General features: G+C 75.0%; 12 protein-coding genes and 1 pseudogene. 6 read left to right on the forward strand and 7 right to left on the reverse strand.

Going from position 1 to position 11,508, the window contains the following annotated elements; genetic code table 11:
* The first annotated feature begins 118 nt into the window (after window positions 1-118).
* Window positions 119-415 (forward strand): DUF1905 domain-containing protein, encoded by a 297-nt coding sequence (locus ABZ493_RS21105; RefSeq protein WP_430584074.1) that lies wholly within the window; start codon window positions 119-121, stop codon window positions 413-415.
* A 27-nt stretch (window positions 416-442) separates the two neighbouring features.
* Here the strand turns inward: ABZ493_RS21105 and ABZ493_RS21110 are convergent, their stop codons facing one another.
* The 4 genes from ABZ493_RS21110 to ABZ493_RS21125 all read right to left on the reverse strand — a co-directional run bounded on the left by ABZ493_RS21110 (window position 443) and on the right by ABZ493_RS21125 (window position 3,992).
* A complete protein-coding gene (locus tag ABZ493_RS21110; RefSeq protein WP_430584075.1) occupies window positions 443-1,630 on the reverse strand; it encodes an MFS transporter in 1,188 nt (395 codons plus the stop codon).
* On the reverse strand, window positions 1,627-2,379 hold the full coding sequence (locus ABZ493_RS21115; protein WP_430584076.1) for an FCD domain-containing protein: 753 nt from the start codon (window positions 2,377-2,379) through the stop codon (window positions 1,627-1,629). The genes ABZ493_RS21110 and ABZ493_RS21115 overlap by 4 nt, the downstream gene beginning before the upstream one ends.
* A 63-nt stretch (window positions 2,380-2,442) precedes the next feature.
* Window positions 2,443-3,081 (reverse strand): MarC family protein, encoded by a 639-nt coding sequence (locus ABZ493_RS21120; RefSeq protein ID WP_430584077.1) that lies wholly within the window; start codon window positions 3,079-3,081, stop codon window positions 2,443-2,445.
* 47 nt (window positions 3,082-3,128) lie between these two features.
* On the reverse strand, window positions 3,129-3,992 hold the full coding sequence (locus ABZ493_RS21125) for a PHP domain-containing protein (RefSeq protein ID WP_430584078.1): 864 nt from the start codon (window positions 3,990-3,992) through the stop codon (window positions 3,129-3,131).
* 174 nt (window positions 3,993-4,166) lie between these two features.
* On the opposite strand from ABZ493_RS21125, the gene ABZ493_RS21130 reads away from it, so the two are divergent.
* From ABZ493_RS21130 to ABZ493_RS21140, 3 genes are all read left to right on the forward strand, one after another.
* Window positions 4,167-5,009, forward strand: a complete 843-nt coding sequence (locus ABZ493_RS21130) for an alpha/beta hydrolase (RefSeq protein ID WP_430584079.1) — start codon at window positions 4,167-4,169, stop codon at window positions 5,007-5,009.
* A 55-nt stretch (window positions 5,010-5,064) separates the two neighbouring features.
* Window positions 5,065-6,624 carry an aminopeptidase P family protein gene (locus ABZ493_RS21135; protein ID WP_430584080.1) on the forward strand — a complete coding sequence of 520 codons (1,560 nt, stop codon included), beginning with the start codon at window positions 5,065-5,067 and terminating at the stop codon, window positions 6,622-6,624.
* 136 nt (window positions 6,625-6,760) lie between these two features.
* Complete coding sequence (locus tag ABZ493_RS21140; RefSeq protein WP_430584081.1) at window positions 6,761-7,711, forward strand: hypothetical protein; 951 nt, start codon at window positions 6,761-6,763, stop codon at window positions 7,709-7,711.
* A gap of 92 nt (window positions 7,712-7,803) precedes the next feature.
* Here the strand turns inward: ABZ493_RS21140 and ABZ493_RS21145 are convergent, their stop codons facing one another.
* Complete coding sequence (locus tag ABZ493_RS21145) at window positions 7,804-8,661, reverse strand: general stress protein (protein WP_430584082.1); 858 nt, start codon at window positions 8,659-8,661, stop codon at window positions 7,804-7,806.
* Between the two features lie 101 nt (window positions 8,662-8,762).
* Here ABZ493_RS21145 and ABZ493_RS21150 point away from each other — a divergent pair, with 101 nt between their 5' ends.
* Both ABZ493_RS21150 and ABZ493_RS21155 read left to right on the forward strand, forming a co-directional pair.
* Complete coding sequence (locus ABZ493_RS21150; protein ID WP_430584083.1) at window positions 8,763-10,034, forward strand: CBS domain-containing protein; 1,272 nt, start codon at window positions 8,763-8,765, stop codon at window positions 10,032-10,034.
* A complete protein-coding gene (locus ABZ493_RS21155; protein WP_430584084.1) occupies window positions 10,027-10,530 on the forward strand; it encodes a DUF1003 domain-containing protein in 504 nt (167 codons plus the stop codon). The genes ABZ493_RS21150 and ABZ493_RS21155 overlap by 8 nt, the downstream gene beginning before the upstream one ends.
* Window positions 10,531-10,540: 10 nt before the next feature.
* Here the strand turns inward: ABZ493_RS21155 and ABZ493_RS21160 are convergent, their stop codons facing one another.
* Together ABZ493_RS21160 and ABZ493_RS21165 are read right to left on the reverse strand one after the other, a co-directional pair.
* A complete protein-coding gene (locus tag ABZ493_RS21160) occupies window positions 10,541-11,338 on the reverse strand; it encodes a maleylpyruvate isomerase family mycothiol-dependent enzyme (protein ID WP_430584085.1) in 798 nt (265 codons plus the stop codon).
* A 52-nt stretch (window positions 11,339-11,390) separates the two neighbouring features.
* Window positions 11,391-11,508, reverse strand: a pseudogene (locus ABZ493_RS21165) (IS481 family transposase); the annotation flags it as partial.

Below are 11,508 nucleotides of genomic sequence, written 5' to 3' on the forward strand. Positions count from 1 at the left end.
CCCACGCTCGCGGCTTTCTGTCAACCCCCACCACCCTGATGGCTAACAAACCCCCCACGCTCGATGCATGTCCGGGGCGTGTCCGGCCATGTCCGGGGCGGGTCGTAGCGTGGCCGGCATGCGCCTGACGTTCTCCGCCCCGCTGTGGCAGTGGCAGGTCCGCACGGACTCGTGGTGGTTCGTCACGGTGCCGCCGGAGGAGTCCGACACCCTGGCTGAGCTTCCCCTGCCGCCGCGCGGCTTCGGGTCGATCAAGGTCACCGTCACCGTCGGCGCCACGACCTGGTCGACGTCGGTGTTCCCCAGCAACGAGCAGCGGGGCTACGTGCTGCCGATGAAGAAGGCGGTGCGCGTCGCCGAGGGCCTCGAGCCCGGCGTGCCCGTGCGGGTCATGCTCGAGCCCGTCGGCCTCTGAGAGCCCCTGTCCCTGGGCACGAGGGGTTCAGCGGACGATCTCGTCCCGCCCGGCGAACCAGGCAGCCACGCCCTGGACCAGGGACGCCACGACGAGCAGCACCAGCGGCGCGGTCCACGAGCCGGTGGCGTCGTGCGCGACGCCGAGGCCCAGCGGCCCGCAGGCCGCGAGCACGTAGCCCGCGCTCTGCGCCATGCCCGACAGCTCGGACGTGCGCGCGGCGTTCTCGGTGCGCAGCGCCATGAGGGTCAGCGCGAGGCTGATGCCGCCGCCCTGGCCGAGGCCGAGCAGCACCACCCACAGCACGGCGGCGTCGGGCGCGAGGATCAGCCCCACGAGGCCCGTGGTGATGAGCGCGACGATGACGACGCCGATCCCCCGCTGCCGCCGCATGCGACCCGCCAGCACGGGCGTGACGAACGAGCCGACGATGCCGAGCAGGTTGGTCAGCGCGAGCAGCCAACCGCCCACCGCGACGCTCCGGCCCGCGGCGACGAAGATCTCCGGCAGCCACGCGTTCACGGCGTAGAACGACAGCGACTGCGTGCCCATGAGCACGGTGACCGCCCAGGCCAACGGGCTGCGCCACACCGACCGCACGGCGTCCGCGGGGGTGGCGCCCGGCGGCCGGAGGGTGGCGACGACGCCGGTCGAGCGCAGCGCGCGCGGCGCCCAGGCGACGGCGCCGACCACGGCGAGCAGCCCCCACGACGCGAGCGTGGCGCGCCAGTCCATGCCGGTGGCCGTGGCGATCGGCACGGTGAGGCCGGCGGCGAGCGCCGCGCCGCCGGACAGGGCCATCGAGTACAGCCCCGTCATGAGGCCGACCCGGTCGGCGAAGTCGCGCTTGATCAGGGCTGGCAGCAGCACGTTGCCGAGCCCGATCGCCGAGCCGACGGCGAGCGTGCCCACCAGCAGCGGGGCGATCCCCGGCACGAGGCGCAGGGCGAAGCCGAGGCACAGGAGCACGAGGCTGCCGAACAGCGCGCGCTCCAGGCCGACCCGGCGCGCCAGCCCGGGCGCCACGGGGGCGAGGATCCCGAAGCAGAGCACGGGCAGCGTCGTGAGGACGCCGCCGGCGGTGGCGCTGAGTCCCTCCTCCGCGAGGATCTCGCCCAGCAGGGGCGAGACGGCGACGACGCCGGGGCGCAGGTTGAGCGCGGCGAGAACGATGGCGAGGACGGCCCCCGCGCCGAGCGGGCGACGGAGGCTCACGCGTCCGCCTCCGACGTCGGGCCGGACGCCGGACCAGCCGCGGCGGCGGCCCGCTCGACCAGGTGGGCGTGGACGGCGGCCATCGTGACCTCGACGGCACGCTCGGCGGCGTCGGGGTCGCCGGCGACGACGGCGTCGACGACCTCGCGGTGCCCGGGCACGTCGCGGTGGTGCCGCCCGTGGGCGTCGGTGGCGAGGGTGCGGACGAGCACGTGGTCGATGCCGTCGTACAGCTCGGCGAGCAGGGCGTTCCCGGCCGAGCGCACCAGCTCCGCGTGGAAGGCGATGTCGGCGGCCCGGAACTCGTCCTCGCCGCCGTCGCGGGCGGCGGCCTCCTGGGCGTCCAGCGCGACGCGCAGCCCGGCGAGGGCGTCGTCGTGCCCGCCGGCGGCGACCCGGCCGGCGGCGGCGCGCGCGGCCCCGCGCTCGAGGACGGAGCGCACCTCGAGCACCTGCAGTGCGTCGGAGGTGCGCGCCCGGCGCCCGATGGCGGCGTCCAGGCCGCTGGCGGCACGCACGTAGGTTCCGTCGCCGCGCCGCGGCTCGAGGATGCCGGCGTGCTCCAGGGCGCGCACGGCCTCACGGACGGTGTTGCGCCCGACGCCGAGCCGGGCGACGAGCTCGGGCTCGGCGGGGATGCGGGACCCGACGGGCCACTCCCCCCGCTCGACGAGGTCGGTCAGGTGCTCGACGACGAGCTCGGAGACCTTGCGCGGCGGGGAGATCGGGGACACGGCAGGCTGAGGCACCCAAAGACCCTAACATCCCATGTTTGCTTCCATGGGTGCGGCCAGGCGGCCGTACCCCGGGTGCTACTGCGCCATCTTGACGAACTCGGTGACCGCCGTGGCGATCTGCTGCACCGCGATCGCCGCCAGCAGCAGGCCCGCGATGCGCGTCACCAGCGTGACGCCCGACTCCCGCAGCACGCGGTGGATGACGTTCGCGAACCGCATCGACAGGTACAGGCACACGTGCACCAGCACGATCGCCACCGCGATCGCGATCAGCTGCGGCGCGCCGCCGTCGTCCGACGCCCGCGTCTGCTGGACGAAGACCATCGTCGCGACGATCGCGCCCGGCCCCGCCAGCAGCGGCGTGCCGAGCGGCACGAGCGCCACGTTGACGCCCTTGTTCCCGGACGGCGACGGCTCCTCCATCTTGCCCGTGAGCAGCTCCATCGCGATGAGCAGCAGCAGCAGCCCGCCGGAGGCCTGGAGCGCCGGCAGCGTGATGCCCATGTAGTGCAGCACCTGCTGCCCGAACAGCGCGAAGACCACGATGACCCCGAACGCGACGAGGATCGCCTGGCGCGCGGCGCGGTTGCGCTGCTTGGCCCCCATCGCCGACGTCAGGCCCAGGAACACGGGCACCGTGCCGGGCGGGTCCATGATGACGAACAGGGTCACGAATACCTCGGTGAACAGCGCGGTGTCCAGCACCGCGCTCACCGTCGCACCGCGCTCACCGTCGCACCGCGCTCACTGTCGCACCGCGCTCATGGTCGGATCACGTCCAGCAGACCTCTTTCCTCGATCCGTGCGAGCACCTCGGGAGCGGTCGTGCGCTCCCCGATGCGGTTGAGCTTCCCCGTGCCGTGGTAGTCGCTGGAGCCCGTGACGAGCAGCCCCAGCTCCCCGGCCAGGCCCCGCAGACGGTCGCGCGTGGCGTCGTCGTGGTCGCGGTGGTCCACCTCGAGGCCGGCCAGGCCCGCGGCGGCGAGCGCCGCGATCGTCTCCTCGCTCACCGTGCGGCCGCGCGCCCCGGCCCCCGGGTGCGCCATCACGGGCACCCCGCCCGCGCCCAGCACGGCCCGCACCGCGGCGTCCGTGTCCGGGGCGTAGTGCGGCACGTAGTAGCGGGCTCCCGGGTGCAGCATCGTCGCGAAGGCCTCGTCGCGCGTCGCGACGACGCCCGCCGCGACGAGCGCGTCCGCGAGGTGCGGGCGGCCGACCGTCGCGTCGTCGCCCGTCTGCGCGACGACGTCGTCCCACGTCAGCGGGAAGTCCTCCGCGAGTCGCTCGGTCATGCGCCGGGCCCGCGTGAGGCGGTCGTCGCGGGTGCGGTCGCACTCGGCGCGCAGGACGGCGTCGTCGGGGTCGTGCAGGTAGGACAGCAGATGCACGCTGATGCTGCCGCCCTCGGTCGTGACGCGGGTGGAGATCTCGGTGCCGCGCACCAGCGCGACGCCCGTCGTCCCGACCGCCTCGGCGGCATCGGCCCATCCGGCGGTGGTGTCGTGGTCGGTGAGGGCGACGACGTCCAGCCCCGCCCCGGCCGCCGCCTCCAGCACGCCGCGCGGGGAGTCCGTCCCGTCGGAGGCCCGCGAGTGGGTGTGGAGGTCGATCCGGGGCGGCGTCACGATCACCGATTCTAGGGAGCCCCACGCGACCGCACGCGCGAAACGACGCCCCCGCGGTGCGACGTCGGACACTCCCGCCGCCCCGGCCCCGTGAAGGAATGGGCACAACCTCTCCACCCCGCCCGCCGCCGCCTCCCCCCACACGCCCCGACCGGCAGGGCACCATCGTTCGCGATGAACCTCCTCAGCACCGACGTCGCCCTGCCTCCCGCCCTGCCCGCCGTCCCCGGGACCGATCCCGCACCGCAGCGGGCCGGGATCGTCTTCGTGCATGGCATGCGCACGTCGTCGGCCATCTGGGAGCGGCAGGTGGAGCACGTGCGCGACGCCGGGCACGACGCCGTCGCCGTCGACCTGCCCGCGCACGGTGCGCTGCACCGGGAGCGGTTCTCCATGCCGCGGGCGTTCGAGGTGCTCGACGAGGCCGCGGGGTCCTTCGGCGCCGGCCGGCCCGTCGTCGTCGTGGGCCTCTCGCTCGGGGGATACACGTCGCTGGCGTGGGCGGCGCACCAGGCGGCCGCTTCCGCCGGGTCGCCGCTCGCCGGCGTCGTCGCGGCGGGCTGCTCGTCCGACCCCAAGGGCAAGCCCGTGGCCCTGTTCCGCGACGTCGCGCACCTCGCGGTCACGGGCACGACGGCGGTGCGGCGCGGCCTGCGCGACGCCGGCCTCGCGTGGCGCTCCGCGCTCACCGGCGGTCGGTCGCGCGCGGGTGGCCTCGAGGTCGCGGCGCTGCTGGGCGACGCCGTCCCGCGCCCGGGCTGGGACATCGTCACGGACGCGCTCACGCACCTCGCCGGCCGCTCGTCGATCGCCAGCACGCGAGCCCTGCGCGTACCCGTGTGGTTCGTGAACGGCGCGCGCGACCGGATGCGGCTCGAGGAGTCGCGGCACGTCGCGGCCGCCGAGCGGGGCGCGCTCGTCGTCGTGCCGGACGCCGGCCACGACGTCAACTCCGACGCCCCCGACGCCTTCAACCGCGTCCTCAGCCGCGCGCTGCACGACTTCGCGCGCGCCTGAGGCGACGCCCGGCGGCCCGGCCGCGGGCCCGCCGAGCGGTGGGACACTGGGGAGCATGACCGACACCACCCCCGTCGACGAGACCGCGCCCACCGCCCCCGCGAGCACCGAGGACCGCGGCAGCAACCGTTCCCAGCGCCCCGTCTCGGAGGCGTTCAAGGCGTTCATCACCTCGCAGTGGGGCGAGCGCGCCGACCTCGGCGTCGAGCCCGGCGAGGCCGTCCCGTACACGGCCGAGCGCCGCGCGAAGCTCTCCGCCCGGTTCCCGGGCGCGCGCCTCGTGGTCCCCGCCGGCGCACTCAAGGTGCGCTCCAACGACACCGACTACCGGTTCCGCCCGCACTCCGCGTTCGCGCACCTCACCGGCCTCGGCACCGGCCAGGAGCCCGACGCCGTGCTCGTGCTGCACCCTGTGGCCGACGGCGAGGGCGACCCCGACGGCAACGGCAACGGCACGCACCACCACGCCGTCCTCTACGTGCGCCCCCTCGCGGCGCGCGACACCGAGGAGTTCTACGCCGACGCGCGGTACGGCGAGTTCTGGGTGGGCGCGCGTCCGTCGCTCGACGACGTCACGACGCTGACCGGCGTCGAGGCCCGCCACGTCGACGAGCTGCGCGACGCGCTCGCCAAGGACGTCGGCACCGACGGCGTGCGCGTGCTGGTCGTCACCGGTGCGGACGAGAACATCGAGACGCTCGTCGAGGCGATCCGCGAGGAGGCCGGCGTCGAGGCCGAGGCGCAGGACGAGGAGCTCGTCGAGGCGACGTCGGAGATCCGCCTGGTCAAGGACGCGCTCGAGCTGGAGCACCTGCGCGAGGCCGTGGCCCGCACCATCGAGGGCTTCGAGCAGGTCGTGCCGGCGCTGCCGAAGGCGGTGGCGCACCGCCGCGGCGAGCGCGTCATCGAGACGACGTTCGACGCGCACGCCCGCCTCGAGGGCAACACGGTGGGCTACGAGACGATCGCCGCTGCCGGCGAGCACGCCACCACGCTGCACTGGATCACCAACGACGGCGTGGTCCGCTCCGGCGAGCTCGTGCTGCTGGACGCCGGCGTCGAGGTCGACTCCCTGTACACCGCGGACGTCACCCGCACCCTGCCCGTGGACGGCGAGTTCACCGACGTGCAGCGCCGCATCTACACCGCGGTGCTCGACGCCGCCGACGCCGCGTTCGCCGTCGCGAAGCCGGGCACGAAGTTCCGCGACATCCACGCCGCGGCCATGGAGGTCATCGCCGCCCGCCTCGAGGAGTGGGGCCTGCTGCCCGACGGCGTCACCGCCGAGGTGTCCCTCTCCACCGAGGGCCAGCAGCACCGCCGCTGGATGGTGCACGGCACCAGCCACCACCTCGGCCTGGACGTGCACGACTGCGCGCAGGCGCGGCGCGAGCTGTACCTGGACGGTGTGCTCGAGCCCGGCATGGTCTTCACCATCGAGCCGGGCCTGTACTTCAAGGCCGACGACCTCGCCGTGCCCGAGGAGTACCGCGGCATCGGCGTGCGCATCGAGGACGACGTGCTCGTCACCGCCGACGGCAACGAGAACCTCTCCGCCGCCCTCCCCCGCCGTCCCGAGGACGTCGAGGCCTGGATGGCGCGCCTGCGCGGCTGATCCCGCTCGTCCGTTCGGCAGCGGGTGGATCTCTTCGGCACGTGAGCATGCCGAAGAGATCCCCCCGCTGCCGAACAGACGACGCCCGTCCACAGGCCGCCGCCGGAAGGCGGGACGCTGCGGCACGCTCGTCGACATGATCGACGACGAGCCGGTGATCCTCGCAGGCGAGCTCCAGCGCCACGTGCTGGACCAGGCGCGGCGCGCCGGTGAGCTCGAACGGCTGCGTCGCGGCGCCTACCGACCGACGGAGCAGCCCCGCGACGAGCACCGGTCCCAGAAGGCACGACGGCGTGCGCTTGCGCTCGCCGCGGCCGCCCACCGCCAGCTCGACGCGGACCATGTCTTCAGCCACGAGACCGCTGCCCTGCTCCACGGTCTCCGGCTGTGGCGCGTCCCCGCCGTGACGCACGTCGTGCAGACGTACCGCCGGTCAGGGGGCGCGGCTGCGGACCTCCAACGGCACCTCGGCACCGTGCCCTCCGCACACCGCGTGGACCAGGACGGCCTGCCCGTCACGACCCTCGCCCGCACGGTGGCGGACTGTGCCCGGTCGATGCATCCCCTCGAGGGCCTGGTGATCGCCGACCACGCCCTGGCACGGGGCGTCGACCTCGACGAGTGCCGTGCCGCGCTCGGGGTCACGCGCCGCCGCAACGGCACGCGCCGGGCGAGGTGGGTCCTGGACCATGCGGACGCCGGCGCCGACTCCGCCTGGGAGACCTGGCTCCGGTACGTGGCGCTGCGATCCGGCCTGCCCCGGCCGATCACCCAGGCACCGATCACCACCGCACGCGGCGTCTTCCACTGCGACCTCGGATGGCCGGACTGGGCCGTGTACGCGGAGTTCGACGGACTGGTGAAGTACCGCGACGACGGAGTGCGGCCCGGCCATCACGCCGCGCAGGAGCTCCTGCGCGAGAAGGAGCGCTTCGACGCCATCCGTGCGACCGGCATCAACCCGGTGCGCGTGACCGCCGTCGGCAGCTCCCGCCTCGGTGAGGTCACGCGAGCACTGACCGCACGCTTCCCGGAGGAGCTCCGGCGGACGCTCCGGCAGCACCCGCTGCTGCCCCCACCGCCCTGAGCGTGGTTCTGTTCGGCAGCACGTCGATCTCCTCGGCAGACCGGCGTGCCGACCAGATCAAGGGCCTGCCGAACTGATCTGGGCAGGGCGATTCAGGGCTGCGGCGGGCGGTACGGGTCGTCGTGCTCCGGCGCCTTCGGCTGCTCCGGGTCGCCCTCCTGGGGCTGCCGCGGCTCCGGCTGGTGGGTGCCCGGCGGCGGGGTCTGCGGCGCCGGGTCCTGCGGCTGCGGGCTTCCCGGCGCGGGGCTCTGCGGCGCGGGGCTCTGCGGCGCCGGCGAGGGCTCGGGCGACGGGGTCTGCTCCCCGGCGGGCCGCATGGCGCCGTACCGCGGGGCCCCGCTGGGGGTGGTCCAGCGCGGGTCGGGCGTGCGCGGGGCAGCGGGCGCGGCCGGCGCGGCCGGCGCGCCGACGGCGGGGGCCCCGGCCGGCGGGGTGGCGGTGGCCGCGGCGCGGCGCGGCTTTCCCAGTCCGCCCGGGGACTCCCGCAGCATGGACCGGGCCTCGCCGGCCTGCTCCGCGGCGCAGAGGATGGCGTACGTCGACGCGACGATCTGCGACGACGACGTGAAGTCGCGGCGGCCGCCGGTCAGCGCGTAGGACAGCACCGAGAACAGGAGGCCGAAGCCGGCACCGAGGCCGATGCCGACGAGCAGCACGCCGCCCATGCCGGCACCGCCGAAGAGGCTGAGCAGGAGCCCGACGAAGAACCCGAACCACGCACCCGACAGGGCGCCGGCGAGCGCGACCCGGCCGTAGGAGAGCCGCCCGGTGACCCGCTCGACCATGCGCAGGTCGGTGCCGACGATCGTGACGTGCTCGACGGCGAACTTGTGGTCCGACAGGTAGTCGACGGCCTGCTGGGCCTCGAGGTACGTGTCGTACGCGGCGACCTCGTCGCCCGCCGGGAGGGTCGGGACGCGGGGCACGGCGTTCGGGCGGCTGAAGCTCATTCGCCCAGTCTGGCCCAGCCGCGCCCCCGGCACCACCAGGCCACGCGCCCGCCGCGGCTCCTACCAGGCCCGACGGGGCGGCCCCGCGTAGGCTGACCGACGTGAGCGCGGCAACCAGGGTCTTCGTGGCACGCCTCGCCGGCACCCAGGTCTTCGACCCGATCGGTGACGAGGTGGGGCGCGTGCGCGACGCCGTCGTCCTGGTCCGCGCCAAGGGCGCGCCCCGCGCCGTCGGGCTGGTCGTCGAGGTCCCCGGCCGGCGACGCGTGTTCCTCCCGCTGACGCGGGTCACCGCGATCGACGCGGGGCAGGTGATCTCGACGGGCCTGCTCAACATGCGCCGGTTCGAGCAGCGGGCGATGGAGTCGCTGGTGCTGGGCGAGCTGCTGGACCGCACGGTGCGCTTCACGGACGGCTCCGGCGAGGCCACGGTCGAGGACCTGTCGATCACGCGCCAGCGCACGGGCGACTGGCTGGTGGACCAGCTCTTCGTGCGCCGCAAGCAGCCCGCGCGCGGCCTGTCGCTGCGCCGGCGCGGGGAGACGCTCGTCGTCCCGGTGGACGCCGTCACCGGGTTGGCCGGCTCCACCGAGGAGCAGGGCGCCACGAAGCTGCTGGAGGCGTACGAGGACCTGCGCCCCGCGGACCTGGCGGACGTGCTGCACGAGCTGGGCGACACCCGGCGCCTCGAGGTGGCGAGCGCCCTCGACGACGAGCGACTGGCCGACGTCCTCGAGGAGCTGCCGGAGGACGACCAGGTGTCGATCGTGTCCCGCCTGGACTCGGGGCGCGCGGCCGACGTCCTCGAGGCCATGCAGCCCGACGACGCCGCCGACCTGCTGAACGAGCTGCCCGACGAGCAGGCGGCCCGCCTCCTGGAGCTGATGGAGCCGGAGGAGGCGAAGGACGTGCGCCGACTGCTGTCCTACGACGAGGACACGGCGGGCGGCCTCATGACCACGGAGCCGGTGATCCTCGGCCCCGAGACGACGATCGCGACGGCGCTGGCGCAGATCCGCAAGCAGGACCTGCCCCCGGCGCTGGCGTCGATGGTGTTCGTGGTCCGCCCGCCCCTGGAGACGCCCACGGGCCGGTTCCTCGGCGTCGCGCACTTCCAGCGCCTGCTGCGCGAGCCCCCGCACGCGTCCGTGGGATCGGTGCTGGACACGGACACGGAGTGGCTGACGCCGGACGCCCCGGTGGGCCGGGTGACCCGCCTGCTGGCGGCTTACGACCTGCTCGCGCTGCCCGTCCTCGACTCCGAGAAGCGGCTGCTGGGCGCGGTGTCCGTGGACGACGTGCTGGACCACATCCTCCCGGACGACTGGCGCGAGCACATCGACGAGAACCTGGAGGAGGTGCCGCGTGGCTGACCGCCTCGACCAGCCGAAGGAGGCGCGCCGCACCCTCATCCCGCGCCCGCAGATGGACCAGGACGCGGTGGGCCGGGCCACGGAGGGCATCGCCCGCTTCCTGGGCACGCCGAGGTTCCTCATCTACCTCACGGTGTTCTGCGCGCTCTGGCTGGCGTGGAACTCGTGGGGCCCGGAGTCGCTGCGGTTCGACAGCGCGTCGAACGGCTTCACCGCGCTGACCCTCATGCTGTCGCTGCAGGCGAGCTACGCCGCGCCGCTCATCCTGCTCGCGCAGAACCGGCAGGACGACCGCGACCGGGTCACGGCGGAGCAGGACCGGCAGCGCGCGGAGCGCAACCTCGCCGACACGGAGTACCTGGCCCGCGAGATGGCGGCGCTGCGGATCGCGCTGGGCGAGGTCGCGACGCGCGACTTCGTCCGGTCCGAGATCCGGAACCTGCTCGAGGAGCTGGACGAGAAGGAGTCCGGGCGCGGGCGCGACGCCACCCCCTGAGGAGCGCCCGTCACTGCATGGCGCCGACCGCCGCGGCCCGCAGCGTGTCGGCCGCGTCCGCCGCGCCGGTCACGCGCAGCTCCTCGGGGCCGCCCCGTCCCCACAGCCACAGATTGAGCCGTGCCGCGGCGCCGGCGACGACGGCGTCCGGCTCGCCGCCAGGACGGATGAGGCGCCCACCGGGCACGTCGTGGTACCGGCCCGAGCCCGGCCCGGTGCCGCGCACCCGCCCGAGCTCCACGTCCCAGCGGTGCGGTGTCTCGCCCGGGGCGTCCACGACGACCGCGACGGTGTCGCCGCCGGGGGCGAACGTCGTCCAGGCGAGGTGGCCGCCGAGCAGGACGTCGAGCACCTCGTCGACGCCGTCGGCCGCGAGGTCGGGGTCGAGCGGCGTGACGCCGCGGCCGGCCGCCTGCTCGGCGTCGACACGGTGGACGAGCGCCTCGTGCTGCTGACGGCGGGTCACCCACCCCACGGTGCGGCCGTCGGGGTGCCAGGACCAGCACGGCTCGCGGGGGTCCCGACCGGCGAGCGCGGCGACGAGCCGCGCGGTGGCGTCGCGCAGGAGCCCGCTGAGCGCGCCGTCGTCCGCGGGCCGCTCGAGCGGGACGACGTCGCCGCCCGGCAGCCCGGCTCCCGGCTCGCGCCCGACCACGGACGCCCAGAACGACTGCACCAGCGCGACGTGGTGCGCCAGGTCGGCGGCGGTCCACCCCGGGCAGGCGGGCACCTCGGCGTCGGCGGGCGCGGCCTGCACGGCCGCCACGAGCAAGGCCGAGTCGCGAGCCAGCGAGGCCAGGGCGTCCATGCCCGTCAACGTATCCCCGGGCACCTCCGACCGCGCGGCACTCCGCGGGGCGCTAGTTGTGATGTCCAGGGAGGTTGGTCAGCCGACTGACCGGCGGCTGGTTGCCGATCGCGCTGTGGAGCCTGTGGTGATTGTAGAAGTGCAGCCATCCGGGCAGCGCGGCGCGCCGC

This window comes from Isoptericola sp. NPDC019482 (assembly GCF_040632295.1).
GTDB lineage: Bacteria > Actinomycetota > Actinomycetes > Actinomycetales > Cellulomonadaceae > Isoptericola.

Coding starts and splice junctions, on each gene's coding strand:
- ABZ493_RS21160 (WP_430584085.1), bottom strand. CDS start 11,338: ATGGACGCCCTGGCCTCGCTGGCTCGCGACTCGGCCTTGCTCGTGGCG.
- ABZ493_RS21105 (WP_430584074.1), top strand. CDS start 119: ATGCGCCTGACGTTCTCCGCCCCGCTGTGGCAGTGGCAGGTCCGCACG.
- ABZ493_RS21135 (WP_430584080.1), top strand. CDS start 5,065: ATGACCGACACCACCCCCGTCGACGAGACCGCGCCCACCGCCCCCGCG.
- ABZ493_RS21140 (WP_430584081.1), top strand. CDS start 6,761: ATGATCGACGACGAGCCGGTGATCCTCGCAGGCGAGCTCCAGCGCCAC.
- ABZ493_RS21130 (WP_430584079.1), top strand. CDS start 4,167: ATGAACCTCCTCAGCACCGACGTCGCCCTGCCTCCCGCCCTGCCCGCC.
- ABZ493_RS21145 (WP_430584082.1), bottom strand. CDS start 8,661: ATGAGCTTCAGCCGCCCGAACGCCGTGCCCCGCGTCCCGACCCTCCCG.